Source organism: Actinoplanes palleronii (assembly GCF_016862315.1).
Taxonomy (GTDB): domain Bacteria; phylum Actinomycetota; class Actinomycetes; order Mycobacteriales; family Micromonosporaceae; genus Actinoplanes; species Actinoplanes palleronii.
The window spans coordinates 338280-358791 of record NZ_BOMS01000014.1; the positions used below are offsets into that span (position 1 = coordinate 338280).

The following is a 20512-nucleotide window of genomic DNA, read 5'->3' on the forward strand; positions in this document are numbered from 1 at the left end:
GGGCCTGATCGAGTTCGTCGGCCAACGCGATCGACGCTGTCCTGACCGGATCGGATCAGCCCGTGCGGGTCGTTGCCGCGCGGTCGCGGATCGGCAGGTTTCACGCGGTCCCGGGTGGCATGGGGCTCGCGGTCTCAGCGGCGCGGTGTCGCCGCGGTGGGAAATACACAGGGAACAGGCGGGGCACGATGGCAGGGCGCATGATCAGCGGGACGGCCGCCCTCGCGGACCTGGTCCGGCCGGCGAGCGAGGTGGACGCGCCGGGCGCGCACCGGATGCTGCCGGTAGCGGACGAGCTGGGCAAACTCCTGCCCGGCGGCGGCTTGCGCCGGGGCAGCACGGTGGCGGTCGCCGGTGGCCGGGCCGGGCGGGCCAGTGGCGGGACCTCGCTGATGCTGGCGTTGCTCGCGGCCGCGTCCCGGGCCGGTTCGTGGTGTGCGGTCGTCGGGCTGCCCGCGCTGGGTGCGCTCGCCGCGGCGGAGACCGGCATCGCCCTGGAACGCCTGGCGCTGATCCCCGACCCCGGACCGGACTGGCCGACCGTGGTGGCCGCGCTGATCGACGGTGTCGACGTGGTGGTCACGGCGGTGCCCGGGCCGGTGTCCGCGTCCATCGCGAGCCGGCTGGGTGCCCGGGCCCGGCAGCGGGGCAGTGTGCTGATGCCGTTCGGCGCCTGGTCCGGCGCGGACGTGACCCTGCAGGTCAGTCGCGGCCAGTGGGAGGGCCTCGGTGACGGTCGCGGCCGCCTGCGCCGCCGGGAGGTCACCGTGGTCGCCAACGGCCGGGGCGCGGCGGCCCGACCCAGGGAACTCACCTTCTGGATGCCGGGCCTGACCGCCCTCCCCGGATCGACTCCGGCGGCTCGCCCCGGCACACCCCGCCCCGGCTCGGACGCCGCGCCCCGCCCTGGTTCGGGCGCCGCGCCCCGCCCTGGTTCGGGCGCCGTGCCCGTCCGTTCGGGTTTGTCCCGGTCCGCTGCGGACGCCGCGCCTGTCCGTTCGGGTTCGCCTCGGTCCGGGGTGGATGTTGCGCTTGTCCGGTCGGGTTTGTCTCGATCTGGTGCGGATGCTGCGGTGATTCGGTCGGGTCTATCACGGTCTGGTGCCGGAAAGGCCGGATTTTCTGCTGAGGAGCGGGCGCGGGATGAGGCCAGGCCCGGCCGGGCCGGTGGCTCAGGGCCTTGGCCGATGGGTGGGCGGGGCGGTGGCTCGGTGGCTCGGCCGGCGGGTGGGCGGAAGCGGTGTGAAGTAGCGGCGGCGGAATCGGTGGTGGGCATTCGCGTCGCGGAGGTGTGGGCGGCGGGGGCGCCGGTGCCGGTGACGTCGGGTGAGGGCTGACGTGGAGGGCGGGTTGCGGACCCTGCTGCTCTGGTGCCCGGACTGGCCGGTGGTCGCCGCGGAGATCGTGCTCGGGGTGCCGGCCGCGGAGCCGATCGCGGTGTTCGCGAACAACCGGGTGCTGGCCTGCTCGGAGGCGGCGCGGCGGGAGACCGTGCGGCGGGGGCTCCGGCGCCGGGACGCGCAGGGGCGGTGCCCGCAGCTGGTCGTGGTGGAGCACGATCCGGGGCGGGACGCGCGGGCGTTCGAGCCGGTGGTGGCCGCGGTCGAGGAGGTCGCGGCCGGGGTCGAGGTGATCCGGCCGGGAGCGTGCGCGCTCGCCGCGCGCGGGCCGTCCCGGTACTACGGCGGTGAGGAGACCGCGGCCGAGCGCATCGTCGAGCACGTCGGGCAGACCTGTGCGGTGGAGAGCCAGGTGGGTATCGCGGACGGGGTGTTCGCGGCCGGGATCGCGGCCCGCGCCGGGCGGATCGTGGCGCCCGGCGGGACCCCGGCGTTCCTGGCGGACGTGCCGGTCGGCGCGCTGGACCGGCCCGAGCTCAACGACTTGCTGCGCCGGCTCGGGGTGACGACGCTGGGGGAGTTCGCGGCGTTGCCGGCCGGGGACGTGCTGACCCGGTTCGGGTTCGACGGGGCGCTGGCGCACCGGCTGGCCTGCGGGTCCGATCACCGGCCGCTCGCGGTCCGGCAGCCGCCGCCCGACCTGGCCGTCTCGGACACCTACGACGAACCGCTGGACCGGGTGGACACCGCCGCCTTCGCCGGCCGGGTGCTGGCCGAGCGGCTGCACGAGCGGCTGGCCGGATACGGGCTGGCCTGCACCCGGCTCGGTGTCGAAGCGGTCACCGCGGACGGCCAGGAGCTGCACCGGGTGTGGCGGCACGACGGCCTGCTCACCGCGGCCGCGATCGCCGAACGGGTGCGCTGGCAGCTGGACGGCTGGCTGACCGGCGCGCGCCGGTCCGGTCCGGCGCGCCCGACCGCGGGCCTGGTCAAGCTGAGCCTGATCCCGGACGGGATCCTGGTCCACGCCGGCCTGCAACCCGGCCTGTGGGGCGACGCGGGCGCCGAACGGGACCGCGCGCACCGGGCGTTCAGCCGGGTGCAGGGCCTGCTCGGCCCGGAAGCGGTGGTGACACCGGTGATCGGTGGCGGCCGCTCCGGCGACGACCAGATCCGGCTGGTGCCGTGGGGCGACGAACGCTCACCGGCCCATCCGGCCGCGGCACACGCCGACCCGATTCCGGGCCTGATCACCGTCCCGGTGCTGGACCGCACCATCGCCCCGGAGCTGCCCGCGTCGCCGGCCACCCTCAGCACCCGCCACTTCCCCGTCCCGATCACACCGGCCCGCCCGCCCCTGACCGCGCCCGCAAGCCCGGCCCCGCCTGCGACCCCGGCCACCCCGGCCCGCCCACTCCTGGCCACGCCCGCGCCCGCGCCTCCGGTCCCGGCCCCGGCCGTGAGTCAGGCTGCGGCCGTGAGCCCGGCCTCGGTCTCGGCCGTGAGTCAGGCTGCGGCCGTGAGCCCGGCCTCGGTCTCGGCCGTGAGCCGGGCTGCGGCCGTGAGCCCGGCCCCGGTCTCGGCCCCGGCCGTGAGTCAGGCTGCGGCCGTGAGTCCGGTCCCGGCCGCGGCCGTGAGTCCGGTCTCGGCTGTGAGTCGGGCTGTTGCTGTGGGCCGGGTTGATGCCGTGAACTCCGGTCCGATCGCGAGCCGGGCCGAGGCTGTGAGCCCGGCACCGGCTGTGGCGGCGGGCCGGAAGGTGGCGGAGAAGCCCGGGGAACGGCTGGCCTCGGTCTCCCACCTGCGGCCGATCGTCAGACAAGACGTGCCTGAGCCGGAGGGGGAAGACCGGGAGGGGCCGGGCCCGCAGGATGTAGTTGCCGGCGGACCGGTTGCCGGCCGACCGGAGGTAACCCCGGCGCCGGGGCAGCCGGCCGTGGTGCGGGGGCGTAAAGCGCGCTGGCCTCCGCTGCTGCCGCCCTGGCCCGGACGTCTGCCGCGGCCGTCGCCCGCGATGGTGCTTCCGCAGCCGCTCCCGGCGGTCGTCCATGACGAGACCGGGCTGCCGATCGGGGTCTCGGCCCGTCTCGAGCTGACCGGGGTTCCGGCCGCCCTGACCGTCGACCGCTCCGGGCCGCTGGTGATCACCGGCTGGGCCGGGCCGTGGCCGATCGACGAGCGCTGGTGGACGCCCGAGGAAGGGCGGCGGCGGGCCCGGTTCCAGATGTCCCTGGCCGACGGCCGGGCGTTGCTGCTCTCGCTGGCCGCCGGCCAGTGGACCGTGGAGGCGATCTATGACTGACCGGGTGGCCCGATGAGCTTCCACAACCCCGACGTCCCCTGGGCCGAACTGGAGCGCAAACTCTCCGGCCGACCGGAAAAACGCCAGCCGGACGAGCGCCGCCAGGGCGAGCACCAGCCGGGTGAGCGCGGCCCGGGTGAGCGCGGCCCGGGTGAGCGCGGCCAGGACGAGCGCGGCCCGGGCGAGCAGCGCCCGGACGAACACCGGCCTGACGACCGCCACCCGGAAAAGCACGCCCTCTGGGCGGACCTCCCGCCCGCACCGGTCGTCGATCCGCTGGCGATCGACGGGGACGGCGGGGACTCGCCGGCCTGGAGCCGCAAGCGCGAACCGTACCGGCGCGCCGCCGGCCTGGTGCGGACCGAGACCGATATTGACTACGCCGAGCTGCACTGCCACACCAACTTCAGCTTCCTGGACGGCGCCAGCCACCCGGAAGAGCTGGCCGAGGAGGCCGCCCGGCTCGGCCTGAGCGGCCTGGCGGTCACCGACCACGACGGGTTCTACGGCGTGGTCCGCTTCTCCCAGGCGGCCGGTGAGCTGGGCCTGCCCACGATCTTCGGCGCCGAGTTGTCGCTCGGCCTGACCCGGCCGCAGAACGGCGAGGCCGACCCGGAGGGCGCCCACCTGCTGGCCCTGGCGCACGGGCACGAGGGCTACGCCCGGCTGGCCCGGGTGATCTCCGAGGCCCAGCTGATCGGCGGGGAGAAGGGCCGGCCCGACTACCGCGGCCTGGAGCACGTCGCGGAGACCCTGCGGGATCACGTGCTGGTGCTGACCGGCTGCCGCAAGGGCCCGGTCCCGCTGGCCCTGGCCACCGAGGGGGTCGACGCGGCGGCCTGGGAACTGGACCGCCTGATCGACCTGTTCGGCGCCCCAAACGTGGCGGTCGAGCTGACCGATCACGGCGACCCGTACGACGGTGACCGCAACGACGCCCTGTTCGCCCTGGCGCACCGGCGCGGCCTCGAGGTGGTGGCGACCGGAAACGTCCACTACGCGACGCCGGCCCGCCGTCGGCTGGCCACCGCGCTCGCCGCCGTCCGGGCCCGTCGCAGCCTGGACGAGATGGACGGCTGGCTGCCCGCGGCGGGCACCGCCCACCTGCGCAGCGGCGCCGAGATGGCCCGCCGTTTCGCGGACTACCCGGGCGCGGTGGAGAACGCCGCGATGTACGGCCACGGCCTCGCCTTCGACCTGAACCTGGTCGCCCCCCGGCTGCCGGACTACGACGTGCCGCCCGGTCACACCGAGATGAGCTGGCTGCGCGAGCTGACCATGCGCGGCGCCCGGGACCGCTACGGCGACCACCACCCGAAGGCGTACGCCCAGCTGGAGCACGAGCTGCGGATGATCGAGGAGCTCGGCTTCCCCGGCTACTTCCTGGTCGTCTACGACATCGTGCGGTTCTGCGTCCAGGAGAAGATCTACTGCCAGGGCCGGGGCTCGGCGGCCAACTCGGCGGTCTGTTACGCGCTGCGGATCACCAACGTCGACGCGGTGCGCTACAACCTGCTCTTCGAACGGTTCCTCGCCCCGGAGCGGGACGGCCCGCCGGACATCGACGTGGACATCGAGTCGGACCGCCGCGAGGAGGTGATCCAGCACGTCTATACGAAGTACGGCCGGGAGCACACCGCCCAGGTCGCCAACGTGATCTCCTACCGGCCGCGGTCGGCGGTGCGGGACATGGCCCGGGCGTTCGGTTTCTCGGCGGGCCAGCAGGACGCCTGGAGCAAGCAGATCGACCGCTGGGGTGACGTGGCCACCGGCGACGGCGACATGCCCGAGCAAGTGATCGAATTCGCCAACGCGGTCCAGAACTTCCCCCGCCACCTGGGCATCCACTCCGGCGGCATGGTGATCTGCGACCGGCCGATCATCGAGGTCTGCCCGGTCGAGTGGGGCCGGATGCCGGGTCGCAGCGTGCTGCAGTGGGACAAGGACGACTGCGCCGCCGTCGACCTGGTCAAGTTCGACCTGCTCGGGCTCGGCATGCTGTCCGCGCTGCACTACGCGTACGACATGATCGACGACGAGCTGGACATCGGGACGATGCCGCTCGACGACCCCGAGGTCTACGCGATGCTCTGCCGGGCCGACTCGGTCGGGGTGTTCCAGGTGGAGAGCCGGGCCCAGATGGCGACGCTGCCCCGGCTCAAGCCGGACACCTTCTACGACCTGGTGATCGAGGTGGCGCTGATCCGGCCGGGGCCGATCCAGGGCGGGTCGGTGCACCCGTACATCCGGCGCAAGAACGGCCTGGAGAAACCGAGCGTGCCGCACCCGCTGATGGAGAACGCGCTGGCCAAGACGCTGGGTGTGCCGCTCTTCCAGGAGCAGCTGATGCAGCTGGCGATCGACGTGGCCGGTTTTGATCCGTCCGAGGCCGATCAGCTGCGGCGCGCGATGGGCTCCAAACGCTCCGTGGAGAAGATGGAGCGGATCCGGCAGCGGCTCTACGCGGGCATGGCCGGCAACGGGATCACCGGGGAACTGGCCGACGACCTGTTCCACAAGCTCTCCGCGTTCGCCAGCTACGGCTTCCCGGAGAGCCACGCGATGAGCTTCGCCTACCTGGTCTACGCGAGCGCCTGGCTGAAGCGGTACCACCCGGCGGCGTTCTGCGCGGCGCTGCTGAACGCGCAGCCGATGGGCTTCTACTCGCCGCAGACCCTGGTCGACGACGCGCGCCGGCACGGGGTCGAGGTGCGCCGCCCGGACATCAACCGCAGCGACGCGACGGCCACGCTGGAGACCACACCGGAGAGCCGGCTCAAGGCGGGCGCCGGTGAGTCGCCGCAGGTGTGGGGCCTGGGCGGTCCGGCGGTGCGCCAGGGGCTGTGCTCCGTTCGTACCATCGGAATGGAACTTGCCGAGCGGATCGAGAGCGAACGGCGAACCCATGGGTCGTATCGGTCGATGACCGATCTCGCACGGCGGACCGGATGTTCGACCGCCCACCTGGAGGCCCTCGCCACCGCGGACGCCTTCGCGGCCTTCGGCCTGTCCCGCCGCGAGGCGCTCTGGGCCGCCGGAGCGGCCTCGCAGGACAAACCGGACCGGCTGCCGGGGACGGTGACCGGCACCGAGGCGCCGATGCTGCCCGGGATGAGCGAGGTGGACGTGCTGATCGCGGACGTCTGGGCGACCGGGCTGTCGCCGGAGACGCATCCGGCACGGTTCATCCGCGACCGGATGGAGCGGGCCGGTGCGGTGACCATCGCCTCGCTGCCGGAGGTGGAGGCGGGTTCCCGGGTGCTGGTCGGCGGGATCGTCACGCACCGGCAGCGGCCGGCGACCGCGGGCGGGGTGACGTTCGTGAACCTGGAGGACGAGACCGGGATGCTGAACGTGACCTGCTCGCCGGGGTTGTGGGCACGGTACCGGCGGGTGGCGCGGAGCAGTGCGGCGCTGCTGGTGCGGGGGAAGCTGGAGAAGGTGGAGGGTGTGGTGAACCTGGTGGCCGACCGGCTGGAGGCGATCACCCCGCCGGTGACTCCGGCGTCGCGGGACTTCCGCTGAAGTGGCTTTTTCGGAAATGCCGGATATTGGGGTCTTAGTGGCATAGGGTGCGCAACCGAGCAACCATCGGGGGAGCGCATCATGTTGTTCCGGATCTGCACCGGTCTGGCCGCCGCCACCGCGGTCCTGGCCACCGGTTCACCTGTCCTGGCCGCCGCCGGCGGTTCACGCGTTGTACTCACCTACACGGCCGAAGCCGGATACGCGACGGCGGTCAAACTCACCTGCGACCCGGCCGGCGGCGCCCACCCGCAACCGGTGCAGGCCTGCGCCGCGCTCACCCGGACCGGGGCGAACCCTGCCCGGCTCAAGCCGGCCGACCGCTACTGCTTCCTGCTCTACAAGCCGATCACCGCGCGGCTCAGCGGCACCTGGCGCGGACGCACGGTGAAATGGACGCACACCTACGGCAACAGCTGCGAGATGAACCGCGCCACCGGCGTCCTGTTCGCGTTCTGAGGATGCCGTTCCGGGTCAGGACTCGACCCGGCCGATAGGCTGCCCGGGTGGACACCGCAATGGCACGAACCGGCCGCCCGCACGTCACCGCCCGCACCGCGGCGGTCTGGGCGGTACTGCGCCGCGAGCTGGACCGGAACGCCGGCCGGACGCTGACCGTCCTCGACGTGGGCGGTGGCACCGGCGGGTTCGCCGTGCCGCTGGCCGAGGCCGGGCACACCGTCACCGTGATCGACGCCAGCCCGGACGCGCTTGCCGCATTGACCCGCCGCGCCGCCGACGCGGGCGTGGCCGAGCGGGTGCACGCCGTGCAGGGCGACGGCGACGCGCTCGCCGGCCTGGTCGAGCCGGGCAGCGCCGACCTGATCCTGTGCCACGCCGTGCTCGAGGTGGTGGACGACCCGTCCGGGGTGGTCGCCGCGATCGCCACCGCGCTCCGGCCCGGCGGCGCGGTCAGCGTGCTGGTCGCCAGCCGCGCGGCCGCGATCCTGGCGCGAGCCGTCAACGGCCACCTTCGGGCGGCGTCCGCGCTGGTCACCGATCCGGAGGGCCGCTCAGGGCCGCGCGACACGCTGCGCCGACGATACGACGCGGAGACCGCCGCTGACCTGCTCAGCGCCGCCGGGCTCCAGGTCGAGGAGACCCATGGGGTACGAGTGGTGGCCGACCTGCTGCCGGCCACCGTCGTCGAGCAGGACCCGCAGGCGGTGCTCGACCTGGAGCTCGCGCTGAGCGCACAGCTCCCGTTCCGGGACATCGCCTCCCAGCTGCACCTGTTCGCCCGCCGCCCATGACCGCGGCGTCCCCGTCCCCTTCTCCGGCTGGCGGCCCGGTCCCGTCGCCGTCCTCGGCGAGCGGCTCGGTTTCGTTTCCGGATGATCGCCTGCACCCGGACGCGTTTCATCGGGTGCACCCCGCCTATGGCGCCGGCAGCCTGGCCGACCTGCTGCCCAGCGCGAGCGCGGTGCTCGGCGTCCCGGGCGCGGCCGACGTGCTCGGCCTGGGCGCCCGCCTCGGCGGCGTCGACAAGATCGCGGTGCTGCTGGTCGACGGGCTCGGCGCGTACCAGCTGCCGGTGGCCGCGCCGCACGCCCCGGTCCTCGCCGACCTGGCCTCCGGTGGCCGCGGGCACGCCGGCACGCTGACCGCCGGGTTCCCGTCCACCACCCCGGTCAGCCTGGTCACCCTGGGCGCCGGGGTGCCGCCCGGCGCGCACGGCGTGCTCGGTTTCACCGTGCGCCGCCCGGACGGCCGGCCGCTCACCCACATCTCCTGGGGCGACGACCCGGACCCGCGCGAGTGGCAGCCGGTGCCGACCCGGCTGGAGCTGGCGGCCGCGGCCGGGGTGCGCACCACGGTGGTCAGCCGTCCGCAGTTCGAGGGCAGTGGCCTCTCGCTCGCCGCGAACCGCGGTGGCACGTACCGCGGCGCCGCGGACGGCGCGGCGGTCGCCGACGGGATGCTGGCCGCGCTGCGCGAGGCGGACGGCAGGGCGCTGGTCTACGGCTACCACCCGGACCTCGACCACTTCGGCCACGAGGACGGTGTCGACTCGGAGAGCTGGCGGGAGGCCGCCCGCGGGGTCGACAAGCTGCTCGACCGGGTGGTGCACGGGCTGCCGCCGCGGTCCGCGCTGCTGGTGGTCGCCGACCACGGGCAGCTCAACGTGCCGCTCGAGGGCCGCCGGGACATGGCCGAGATCGCTGAGCTGCGCGACGGCGTGATCGGGGTGGCCGGCGAGCCGCGGGTCCGCTATCTCTACGCCGAGGACGGCGCCCGGGACGACGTGCTGGCCAACTGGCGGGGTGTGTTCGGCGACGAGGCCTCGGTGCTGACCCGCGAGGACGCGATCGACGCGGGCTGGTTCGGGCCGGTGCCGGCCGGGCACGCCGACCGCATCGGTGACGTGGTGGTGATCTGCTGGGGTCGTACGATATCGGTTGCTTCTGGTTGGGAACCGGTCAAGGCGGGACAGCTGGTGGCATATCATGGTTCGGCGACCGCGGCCGAGATGACCGTGCCGCTGCTGATCGCCCGCTGACCGACGCGCATCCGGATCCTTCGATGTTTTCTTCGCTGTGCGCGCGCTGTGTTCGAATGTTCTACCAGGGGTAACTGGCCTGGTGAGCCGGGCTTTTCGGACGAAACGATCTTCCGGACATGGAAAATCACCCGCACTCAGCCGTCGTCCCGCTTTCCGACCCGCCGACCCCCTCGTAGACTTGCGTGGTAAGGCAGCCGACGGCTGCCCCGGCCCCACGTGGGTCGGACATGCGCCCGGGGAGGAAAGCCGTGCCGCTCTCGGACCACGAGCAGCGGCTGTTCGATCAGATCGAGCGGTCGCTTGCCGAGGACCCCAAATTCGCCTCGGCTGTGCGGGCCAGCGACCCGCGTTTCCATGCACGGCGCCGGCTCATCATCGCCGCGTTCGTGATCGTGCTTGGTCTGGCTCTCGTCGTGTACGGGACGGTGGCGAGCAACACGCTGCTCGGCGTCGCCGGTTTCGTCGTGATGCTCGGATCGGCAGCCTTCGCGATGCAGTCACGAAAGCGCGGTCAGGCCCCCGACCTCAGGTCGGTCGGCGGGACCGCCGCACGGCGGACACGTCAGGGGCGCCGCGGTAACGGCGGTTTCCTGGACCGCCTGGAAGACCGCTGGAAGCAGCGGCCGGAAGGGCATCGCTGACGGCCCCGGCCGACGCGGAGACGAACGGCGGCCGACGGCCGCCGTCGTCGTTTGTCTGACGCGGCCGCGACAGCGGTCGCGCGTTCTCTCGTGCTGCCCTCCCACCGTTCTTGCGCGCCCGTTCCCGGCGTGCGCGGAGCGCTCGGATCGCGGCTGGCTCTCAGGGGTGCCTCAACCGGGTTGAGGCACCCCTGAGAACCAGCCACCATGCCTGTCGTCGCGCTGCGGCCTCGCGTCGCGGCACGCCGCGGGCCGTTGCGCCGCGCTCCGCGCGGGCCGTTGCTCCGCGCGGGGGCCGGGTTCTGCGGACAGGGAAAGGGCCGCTGTTCCTCGGTGTCGAGGAGCAGCGGCCCTTTCGTCTGATCAGCGGCTCTTGGTCAGCAGCCGGCGCGGGTTGAACCGGGTCATGCCGTCCCGGAGCCGGGTCGCCGCCTCCATCACCCGGGTGGACGCCTCGGCGATCGCCAGCCGCCACTCGAGCAGGATCGACGGCGGGAACAGCACGGCCCGCAGCCGGTTGCGCATCGTCGCCGAGTGGGACAGCCCGGCCCGGACCTGATGCAGCGCCGAGGTCAGCTCGGCGCCCTGCATCGGCTGCCGGGCATATCGGGCGCGCTCCTCGGCGGTGCCGAGCAACTCGACCGCCGTGGCCGGCTCCGGACCCAGCAGGGCCTCCTTGACCAGACGCTGCGCGGTGACCCGCGGGGTCTCCGTCGGATCGATCGTGATCCGATAGTCGACCATCGTGTCGACCAGCTCGTCCCAGGCCGCGTGCGCATCCGCGCGGGCCTGCACGGTCTCGGTGCTCACCGCGATCGCGGTGATCGCGCCGGCCGGCCCCGGTTCGGTCGGGTCGGCCGTGGCCAGGACCGGTGGCGGACCTGCTGTCGCCGCGTGCCGACGGCGGCGCAGCAGGACCCGGCGCAGCGCCGGGACCAGCAGCAACGCGATCAACGTGGCGATCACGCCGAAGATCAGCAGGCCGGTCCAGTTCTGCGTGTCGGCGCTTGCCGGGTCGGCCAGCGCCGAGTTGTCCCCGTCGTTCCCCGCCTCGGGCCGGTTGTTCAGGCCCGGTGCGGCGGAGGAGCCGGTACCGGGAGCGGCGGCGGCCGAGGACGAGGCGGTCGGCGTCGTGGCCCGGTCGGTGTCCGGCGCCCAGTCCGAGTTGCCGCGGGCCGAACCGGCCACCCCGGTGGTCGGCGTGGCGTCGAACGGCACCCAGCCGAAGCCCTGCAGGTAGACCTCGGTCCAGGCGTGCGCGTTGCGGTTGGTGATCACGTACGAGTCACCGTCCGCGGTGCCCCGGGTGAAGCCGAACGCCACCCGGGCCGGAACACCGGCGACCCGGGCCATCCACGCCATCGCGGCCGCGTACTGCTGGCAGTACCCGATCTTGTTCCGCAGGAACGACTCGATGGCGGAGAGACCGCCGTCGGACTGGGTCGACAGGCTGTACGCGAAGTTGTTCTTCACCGAGAAGAAGTCGTAGATCGCTCGCACCTTGTCGTAATCGGTGCGCTTGCCCTTGATCAGTTTGGCGACCTGGGTCTCGACGTAGGCGTTGTCCGGGACGCTGGTGTACATCTGCCGGACCGGGTCGTCCTTCGGCAGCGACGGGGCGCTGCGCAGCTCGGTCGGCGTGTACTGCGGCCGCAGATAGTCGATCGAGTACTTCTGCTTGCGGGTGGTGCTCCGGCTGGAGAACAGCACCAGCTGGTTCGGGTCGTACGCCCAGCTGCCGGAGATGTTGTCGATCCCGACCAGGTACGAGTAGACCGGCGCCATGTTCTGCCGCAGCGCGTCGGAGACCTGGATGTCGGCGTGGTACCGCTGGTACCGGGCCTGGCTGCTGGCGGCCTCGCGCTGCGGGTCCGGCAGGCTGCCCCGGTTGAGCGGGGTCCCGCCCGGCGGCTGGTTGCCGAAACCCTCGGAGGTGAGCAGGTCGGCGACACCGAACCGCAGGTAGAACGGGTCCTTCTCGGTGGTCTTCACGGTCAGCAGGTTGACCGTCGCGGTCTGGTTCAGCTGACCGCTCAGCGAGGCGAACAGGTTGATCTTCCCGCCGCCACCGGTGCCCAGCCCGCCACCGGCGCCGGGGCCGTTCTGGGTCAGCTGGGACAGCAGGCCGCCGGTGACGGTCGGCACGGCCAGCGGCAGCAGCACGGCCACGATCACGCCGGCCAGGCCGAGCCGCCGGCCCGCCGCGGCCAGCGGGGACGGCTCCCAGACGTCCACGTCCCGGCCGTCGCCGGTGAACCGGCGGCCGAACCGGCGGACCCGGTCGACGTTGTCGGCGACCAGGAGCCAGAGGTAGCCGCAGGCGGCCACGACGAACGGGGTCACCGGCACGCTGTCCAGGTAGACCGCGACCGGGATGGAGTAGATCGCCAGCAGCGGCAGACCGGCCAGCGCCGGCCGCCGGAACACCGCGGTGAGCAGGTCGATCACGATGGCCACCACGCCCAGCCCGAGGGCCGCGACGAAGAGCAGGCCGTCCCGGTCCGGCACCGGCACCGCGTACGCCCGGGTGTCCTCGCCGGCCTGCTTGATCAGCTCGGCGAAGTGGGCGAAGGTGGCCGGCATCGGCACCAGCGTCTCGTGCCCGCTCGGGAAGATCCAGGTCAGCGTGACGACCAGGGCCACCACCATGCCCAGCGCCTGCGCCCAGCTCGGGAACCGCAGCGTCCGGGTGAGCACCGCCGCCCCGGCGATCATGACGATGGTGAGCAGCACCTGCAGCAGCCAGGTCCACGAGTCGAAGATCGCGGTCAGCGGCGCCGAGCCGAGCAGCGTGGCGCCGGCCGCGACCATACCGAGACGACGGCGGCCGGTCATCGGGTCACCCCGCTGACCGTCTCGGCCATCGCCGCGCGGTACGCGAAGCCCTGCGCCCCGCGGCCCACCGTGGGCCAGAGCGCCGGCAACGTCTCACCGTGCGACACCCGCACCGACCGCCAGCCGCTGCGGACCAGGGCCAGCGACGCGGCCGCGTGCTCCTGATCGGAGTCCTGCCGGTCGCCGGCCGTCATCGGCACCCAGGTGGCGCTGTCGACGGCGAACGCCAGGCAGGTCGCGCCGTTGCCGCGCAGCCCGCTGAGCAGGTGCGCCTCGGCGGTGGTGAGCGAGCCGAACAGGCCGATCACCAGGCCGCCGTCGGACCGCCGCCGGACGTGCTCGACCAGGGCCGCCACGTCGCTGGTGGCGGCGAGTTTCACGTCGGCCAGGGTGTCCAGGATCAGGCCCTCGCCGCCGCCCTCGGACGCGTCGATGTCGGTGCCGCCGCCGGTCACCAGGCGCACCTTGTACCCGGCCTCGCGCAGGTGCACCGCGATGCTGGCGGCTGCCGAGACCGCCCACTCGAAGCTGGCCGTCGGGCCCTCGCCGCGGTGCGCGTTCAGCCGGGTGTCCAGGACCACGGTGGCCCGGCTCTCCCAGGGCTGCTCCTCGCGGCGGACCATCAGCTCACCGGTACGGGCGGTGGACCGCCAGTGCACCCGGCGCAGGTCGTCGCCGCGCCGGTACTCCCGGGTCGCCGCGTCGTCCTCGCCGTGCACCGCCACCGAGCGGGCCCGGCTGTCGCCGGAACCGGCGTACTCCCCGGCCAGCCGCACCCGGGGGAGCGGCAGGACCTGCGGGATCACGGTGAGCTGGTCGACGCTGGGGAACGAGCGGGTCAGCTCGCACAGCCCGAACGGGTCGGTCAGCCGGATCACCAGCGGGCCGATCGGGTACCGGCCGCGCACGTCGGCGCGCACCGTGTACGCCACCGAACTGGCCTGGTGCGCGCCGAGCCGCTCCAGCACCACCCGGGGCCGGCTGCCCAGCGCGTACGGCAGCCGGTCCTCGAGCAGCATGGTGCCGGTGGGCAGCCGGGACAGGTTCTGCAGGCGCAGGATGACCCGCGCGCTGGAACCGACCGGCGCCCGGCCCGGCTCCAGCGAACGGGTGCACGCCAGCTTGTAGCGGCTCCGGCCGACGTACGCCGCGGCCAGCAACGGCAGCGCGGCCAGCAGCACGGCGACCCGCAGCAGGTCCCGCTCGCCCAGGATGAGCGCGGAGATGCCGGCGGCGATCGCGGCGGCCAGGAACGAGCGCCCGCGCGTGGTGAGACCCCGAAGCGCCTCCCGCATGGTCACCGCCCCCGGGACTCGTACGGCGCGCGGCCGTCCCGGGGTGCGTCGTACGGATTGCGGTTCGCGACCGGGAGTGGCAGCCGGTGAACGATCTCGGACACGATGGTGTCGGTGGTCCGGCGCGCCAGCTGCGCGTCCGCGGTCGGGATGATCCGGTGGGCGAACACCGGCACCGCCAGGGCCTGCAGGTCGTCCGGGAGCACGTAGTCCCGGCCCTCCAGCGCGGCGACCGCCTTGGCGGTGCGCATCAGCTGCAGCGTGGACCGCGGTGACGCGCCGAGGCGGATCTCCGGGGACTCCCGGGTCGCGGTGACCAGGGCGATCGCGTACTGCTGGACGGCGTCGGCGGCGTGTACGGCGCGCGCCGTCTCGATCAGCCGGCGGACCATCGCGGCGTCGGCCACCGCACGCAGGTCGTTCAGCGGGTCGTGGTCGCTCTGGCCGCTCAGCATCGCGAGCTCGGCCCTGGGGTCCGGGTATCCCATCGCGATCCGGGCGGTGAACCGGTCGCGCTGCGCCTCCGGCAGCGGATAGGTCCCCTCCATCTCGATCGGGTTCTGCGTGGCCACCACCATGAACGGCGCCTGCAGCTCGTAGGTCGTCCCGTCGACGGTGACCTGCCGCTCCTCCATGCACTCCAGGAGGGCGGACTGGGTCTTCGGCGAGGCCCGGTTGATCTCGTCGCCGACCACCAGGTTGGCGAACACGGCACCCGGCTTGAACTCGAAGTCGCGGGTCTCCTGGTTGTAGACGCTCACCCCGGTGACGTCGCTGGGCAACAGGTCGGGGGTGAACTGGATCCGGCGCACCGAGCAGTCGATCGAGCGGGCCAGCGCCTTGGCGAGCTTGGTCTTGCCGACGCCTGGCACATCCTCGATGAGCAGGTGCCCCTCCGCCAGCAGTACGGCCACGGCCAGGCGTACCGTCGCGCTCTTGCCCTCGATGACCTGCTCGATGTTGGCCATGATGGCTTGTGTAGCGGCGCGGAATTCGGCGCTCGGCAGCGGCCCTGTCGGCTCGCCCCAGGTCGGCGTTGTCACGGGCTTCCTCCCAGTAATACGTACCCCCGGTGACGGCTTACCCACCGTCAGGGCACCCCAAGTTTGCGGGCGCCCAGCGGTCCGTGAACCTCCGGCGCTCGCCGCCCGTCCTGACAGGTTATCCCCGTCTGTACACCCCTCCGAAAGGCCGGAACGACCAAGGCTTTCGAGAAAACGGGACGAACATGGTCCATTTACCGACGGTGATCAGGTTCCGGACTCGATCGGTACTACGAGCGCATACCGGTCGCCGTGCGTGACGACGGCCGGGTATCATGGCGCGCATGGCTCGGCGTGTTCTGCTCCTTAACCGGCCGTGCTGATCACGCATCGGTGACAGCACGGCGCCCCCTCCTGCGTGAGGGGCTTTTTTATGCCCGGAGCGCGTGACCCCAGCCCACATGACGTAGACGAGATGGTGTTGAAGATGAGCGAGACCGAGAATCCGTTCCGCTACACCGCCGCGCTGGCCGGCGAGATGGAGCTGCGCTGGCAGCAGTACTGGGCGGAGAACGGGACGTTCCACGCGCCGAACCCGGTCGGCGAGCTGGCCGACCCGGACCACCCGCGCGCCGGCGCGCCGAAGCTGCACGTGCAGGACATGTTCCCGTACCCGTCCGGCGCCGGCCTGCACGTCGGTCACCCGCTGGGCTACATCGGCACCGACTGCTACACCCGCTTCCAGCGGATGAACGGCTTCAACGTCCTGCACCCGATGGGCTTCGACGCCTTCGGCCTGCCCGCCGAGCAGTACGCGGTGCAGACCGGCACCCACCCGGCCGTGACCACCGCGGCGAACGTGGAGCGCTACCGCCAGCAGCTGCGCCGACTGGGCCTGGCCTACGACGAGCGCCGCTCGTTCTCCACCACCGACCCGGAGTACTACCGCTGGACCCAGTGGATCTTCCTGCAGGTCTTCAACTCCTGGTTCGACCCGGAGCTGAAGAAGGCGCGGCCGATCAGCGAGCTGATCGCCGAGTTCGAGTCCGGTTCTCGTCCGACGAGTCCGGCATGGTCTGACATGTCGGCCAAGGAAAAACGCCAGCTGATCGACGACCACCGGCTGGCGTACATGAGCGAGGCCCCGGTCAACTGGTGCCCGGGCCTGGGCACTGTGCTGTCGAACGAGGAGGTCACCCCGGACGGCCGCTCCGAGCGGGGCAACTTCCCGGTCTTCAAGCGCAGCCTGAAGCAGTGGATGATGCGGATCACCTCGTACTGTGACCGTCTGGTCGAGGACCTGGACACGCTGGAGTGGCCGGATCCGGTCAAGCTGATGCAGCGCAACTGGATCGGCCGCTCGCAGGGCGCGCACGTCGACTTCCCGATCGGCGACGACCACATCCGGGTCTTCACCACCCGCCCGGACACGCTGTTCGGCGCGACCTACATGGTGCTGGCACCGGAGCACGAGCTGGTCGCCCGGATCACGGCAGAGCAGTGGCCGGCCGGCGTGGCGGCGACGTGGACGGGTGGTCATGACACCCCGGCCAAGGCGATCGACGCCTATAAAAAGGCCGCGGCGGCCAAGACCGAGGAGGAGCGGACCGCCGACGGCAAGGTGAAGACCGGTGTCTTCACCGGCGCCTACGCGACCAACCCGGTCAACGGCGAGCGCGTCCCGGTCTTCATCGCCGACTACGTGCTGGCCGGGTACGGCACCGGCGCGATCATGGCGGTGCCCGCGCACGACGAGCGGGACTACGACTTCGCCACCGCGTTCGCGCTGCCGGTGGTTCGCACCATCGAGACGCCCGAGGGCTTCGAGGGCGCGTACACCGGCGACGGGGCTGTGATCAACAGCGCTGATCCTGAAAGCGGGTTCAGCCTGGACGGGCTGACCAAGGTCGACGCCAAGGCCGCGATGATCACCTGGCTGGAGGAGCAGGGCAAGGGCTCCGGCGCCACCACCTACCGGCTGCGCGACTGGCTGTTCAGCCGGCAGCGGTACTGGGGCGAGCCGTTCCCGATCGTCTACGACGAGACCGGCCTGCCGATCGCGCTGCCCGACTCGATGCTGCCGGTGGTGCTGCCGGACACCGACGACTTCGCGCCGCGCACGTTCGACCCGGACGACGCCGAGTCCGACCCGGAGACCCCGCTGTCCCGCAAGAAGGACTGGGTCGAGGTCGAGCTGGACCTGGGCGACGGGCTGAAGACCTACACCCGCGAGACCAACACCATGCCGCAGTGGGCCGGTTCCTGCTGGTACGAGCTGCGCTACCTGGACCCGCACAACGAGCAGGAGCTGGTCGACCCGGCCAACGAGGCCTACTGGATGGGCCCCCGCGAGCCCGGCGGCTCCGGCGGCGTCGACCTGTACGTCGGCGGTGTCGAGCACGCCGTGCTGCACCTGCTGTACGCCCGCTTCTGGCACAAGGTGCTGTTCGACCTGGGCCACGTCTCGTCCTTCGAGCCGTTCCACAAGCTGTTCAACCAGGGCTACATCCAGGCGTACGCGTTCCGTGACGCCCGCGGTGTGATCGTCCCGGCCGAGGAGGTCGTCGAGCGTGACGGCGCCTGGTACCACGGCGACCAGAAGGTCAACCGTGAGTACGGCAAGATGGGCAAGTCGCTGAAGAACGTCGTCACCCCGGACGAGATGTGTGACCAGTACGGCGCCGACACGTTCCGGGTCTACGAGATGGCGATGGGCCCGCTGGACGTGTCCCGCCCCTGGGACACCCGCGCGGTGATCGGCTCGCAGCGCTTCCTGCAGCGCGCCTGGCGCCTGGTGGTCGACGAGGAGACCGGGCAGAACCGGGTCACCGACGAGCCGCTGGACCCGAAGTCCCGCAAGGTGCTGCACAAGGTCATCGCCGGGGTCCGCGAGGACATGGGCGAGCTGCGCTTCAACACCGCGATCGCCAAGCTGATCGAGCTGACCAACACGCTGACCCCGCTGCCCCGGGTGTCTCGCGAGGCGGTCGAGCCGCTGGTGCTGATGATGTCGCCGTTCGCGCCGCACCTGGCCGAGGAGCTGTGGGGCCGGCTGGGCCACCAGGGCACGCTGGCCTACGCCGACTTCCCGCAGGCCGATCCGGCCCAGCTGGTCGCCGACTCGATCACCTACCCGGTGCAGATCAACGGCAAGGTCCGCGGCCGGGTCGAGGTCAGCCCGGAGACCGGGGAGGCCGAGGTGCGCGAGGCCGCGCTGGCCGCTGTCGCCGACGCGCTGGACGGCCGCACCCCGAAGAAGGTCATCGTGGTGAAGGGCCGCCTGGTCAGCGTCGTCGTCTGACGCACGGGACACCGACGAGCCGCCGGTCCAGGCCGGCGGCTCCGTCCCGCTCACCCCTTTTTTGGTACGACGGGGAAGCCCCGGCCGCGCTCACCGGGTGGCGTCGGCTCACTAGCGTGCGCGGGCCGGCCCGGCTGGCTACACGCTTGCCGGGGTCAGGCCGCGGCCGGGACCAGCGCGGCAGCCGCGGCGCGGCGGGAGGTCTGGCGCCAGCGCAGGACGATCGCGGTGGAGAGCAGGAAGCCGATCACGGCGGGGGCCATGGTGACCGGGCTCATCTTGCCGGGGGAGGCGACCGCGGCACCGATCACGGCGTAGGTGACCGTCGACGGGATGGCGGCGATCGTGGTGCCGAGCAGGTAGCGCTTGCGGCACACGCTGGTGGTGCCGTAGGCGTAGCCGACCAGCCCGAACGGTGCCAGCGGGAGGAAGCGGACCAGCAGCACCGCGGCCAGCCCGCGGCGGTTCAGCCAGCCGTCCAGCCGGGCCAGCCGGCCACCGGCCTTGGCCTGCAGCGCACCGCGCCCGGCCCAGCGGCCCGCGTAGTAGGTGGCGATCGCGGCGATCACCGCGGCGGCCAGGGCGGCGGCCATACCGGTCGCGGCGCCCAGCAGGGCACCGCAGGCGACGGTCACCGCGGTCCGCGGGACCAGGACCGACAGGAGCAGACCACCCAGTACGGCGACGGCGACGGCCGCGCCGGGGCCGAGCGCGACCACGGCGTCACCGATGTCGCGCAGCGGGAGCGTGGCGGCGGCGACGGCGAGGCCGGTGATCGCCGCGGCCAGCAGACCGAGCCGGGCGAACCGGCGCTTCCGGCTGATCGGCGCGTGCGCCTCCAGGTCCGTCGCGACGGCCGGGGCGGACTGGCTGATCGCCGCAGCCTGAGGGTCCCGCTCGAGGGTGCACACGGGGTGATCAGGTTTGTCGGTCATGCAGGCCTACCGCCCCAACTGTCGTCGGTTCTGGACAAGGTCGTGCAGGTCTATTCCGCGCTCGTCGTCGTCTTCCGGCCGTGCTCTCCGCCGCCGGTCCTCAGGGTCAGGCCGGGGTCGCCGCGGCCAGCCGCTCGCCTCGCAGCCGCTCCGGCCACGAGTCGTCGAGGGGCGCAAGCCTATCCGCGCCGGTCGACCAACGCAGTAGCAGATCGGCTATCGCTGGGTTGCGAGCGAGCGCCGGACCGTGCGAATACGTCCCGATGACCTTGCCGGCCCAGGCGCCCTCGGTCTGGCCGTCGTTGCCGATGCCACCGGTGACCCGGGCCAGCGGCGCGGCGTGTTGGCCCAGGTGGGTGCGGCCGCCGTGGTTCTCGAAACCGGTCAGCGGGGGCAGGCCGAGTCGCGGGTCGATGTCGCCCCGCAGCTCGCCGACCGCCCGGGTCTCGCCCCGGTCCGAGAAGATGTCGAGCAGGCCGAGGCCCGCACATTTTGTCCCCTTGGCGAAGAACGAGTGGCCGAACAGTTGGTAACCCGCGCAGATGGCCAGGACCGAGGCGCCCTGGTTGACCGCGCGGTGCAGGCCGCCGTCGGTGATCAGGCGCTGGGCGGCCAGCGCCTGCGGGCCGTCCTCGCCGCCACCGATCAGATAGATGTCGGCCGAGGTCGGCATCTGCATGTCGGAACGGACTTCGTAGGTCTCCACCGGGATGCCGCGGGCGGCCGCCCGGTGCGCCAGGATCAGCATGTTGCCCCGGTCGCCGTACGTGCTCAGCAGATCGGGGTAGATCCAGACGATCCGCAGCGTGCTGTCGTTCATGCCTTGCCCTCTGTCGTTCCGCCTCGGGTGGA

12 protein-coding genes and 1 pseudogene are annotated in these 20512 nt (G+C 72.7%); 8 read left to right on the top strand and 5 right to left on the bottom strand.

Features of this window, described 5'->3' with window-relative positions:
- Positions 1-188: 188 nt before the first annotated feature.
- From imuA' to Apa02nite_RS05385, 7 genes and pseudogenes are all read left to right on the top strand, one after another.
- A pseudogene (imuA', locus tag Apa02nite_RS05350) lies at positions 189-870 on the top strand (DnaE2-dependent mutagenesis accessory factor ImuA'); the annotation flags it as partial.
- 456 nt (positions 871-1326) lie between these two features.
- Entirely contained in the window at positions 1327-3642 is a 2316-nt protein-coding gene (locus tag Apa02nite_RS52540; protein WP_239164132.1) for a DNA polymerase Y family protein, read from the top strand.
- A gap of 12 nt (positions 3643-3654) precedes the next feature.
- Complete coding sequence (locus tag Apa02nite_RS05365; RefSeq protein ID WP_239164133.1) at positions 3655-7167, top strand: error-prone DNA polymerase; 3513 nt, start codon at positions 3655-3657, stop codon at positions 7165-7167.
- Positions 7168-7248: 81 nt separating this feature from the next.
- A complete protein-coding gene (locus Apa02nite_RS05370) occupies positions 7249-7626 on the top strand; it encodes an SSI family serine proteinase inhibitor (RefSeq protein WP_067704510.1) in 378 nt (125 codons plus the stop codon).
- A 59-nt stretch (positions 7627-7685) separates the two neighbouring features.
- Positions 7686-8420, top strand: coding sequence for a methyltransferase domain-containing protein (locus tag Apa02nite_RS05375; RefSeq protein ID WP_203824151.1), 735 nt, complete (start codon positions 7686-7688; stop codon positions 8418-8420).
- Positions 8417-9667: an alkaline phosphatase family protein gene (locus Apa02nite_RS05380; protein ID WP_203824071.1), complete on the top strand. Its 1251-nt coding sequence runs from the start codon at positions 8417-8419 to the stop codon at positions 9665-9667. The genes Apa02nite_RS05375 and Apa02nite_RS05380 overlap by 4 nt, the downstream gene beginning before the upstream one ends.
- 251 nt (positions 9668-9918) lie before the next feature.
- Positions 9919-10311, top strand: coding sequence for an SCO2097 family morphological protein (locus Apa02nite_RS05385; protein ID WP_067704505.1), 393 nt, complete (start codon positions 9919-9921; stop codon positions 10309-10311).
- Positions 10312-10674: 363 nt separating this feature from the next.
- Here Apa02nite_RS05385 and Apa02nite_RS05390 read toward each other — a convergent pair whose 3' ends face one another.
- From Apa02nite_RS05390 to Apa02nite_RS05400, 3 genes are read right to left on the bottom strand one after another with little or no spacing between them, the layout of a single operon-like run.
- Positions 10675-13146 (bottom strand): transglutaminase TgpA family protein, encoded by a 2472-nt coding sequence (locus Apa02nite_RS05390; RefSeq protein WP_203824072.1) that lies wholly within the window; start codon positions 13144-13146, stop codon positions 10675-10677.
- On the bottom strand, positions 13143-14441 hold the full coding sequence (locus Apa02nite_RS05395) for a DUF58 domain-containing protein (protein WP_067704499.1): 1299 nt from the start codon (positions 14439-14441) through the stop codon (positions 13143-13145). The genes Apa02nite_RS05390 and Apa02nite_RS05395 overlap by 4 nt, the downstream gene beginning before the upstream one ends.
- 2 nt (positions 14442-14443) lie before the next feature.
- Positions 14444-15484: an AAA family ATPase gene (locus Apa02nite_RS05400; protein ID WP_067704497.1), complete on the bottom strand. Its 1041-nt coding sequence runs from the start codon at positions 15482-15484 to the stop codon at positions 14444-14446.
- A 427-nt stretch (positions 15485-15911) separates the two neighbouring features.
- On the opposite strand from Apa02nite_RS05400, the gene leuS reads away from it, so the two are divergent.
- Entirely contained in the window at positions 15912-18725 is a 2814-nt protein-coding gene (gene leuS / locus Apa02nite_RS05405) for a leucine--tRNA ligase (protein ID WP_203824073.1), read from the top strand.
- A 155-nt stretch (positions 18726-18880) separates the two neighbouring features.
- Here the strand turns inward: leuS and Apa02nite_RS05410 are convergent, their stop codons facing one another.
- Together Apa02nite_RS05410 and Apa02nite_RS05415 are read right to left on the bottom strand one after the other, a co-directional pair.
- The gene (locus Apa02nite_RS05410; RefSeq protein ID WP_203824074.1) at positions 18881-19660 is read right to left on the bottom strand and encodes a TVP38/TMEM64 family protein; all 780 of its coding nucleotides are present in this window, start codon (positions 19658-19660) and stop codon (positions 18881-18883) included.
- A gap of 106 nt (positions 19661-19766) precedes the next feature.
- Complete coding sequence (locus Apa02nite_RS05415; RefSeq protein ID WP_067704491.1) at positions 19767-20480, bottom strand: type 1 glutamine amidotransferase; 714 nt, start codon at positions 20478-20480, stop codon at positions 19767-19769.
- Positions 20481-20512: the final 32 nt, after the last annotated feature.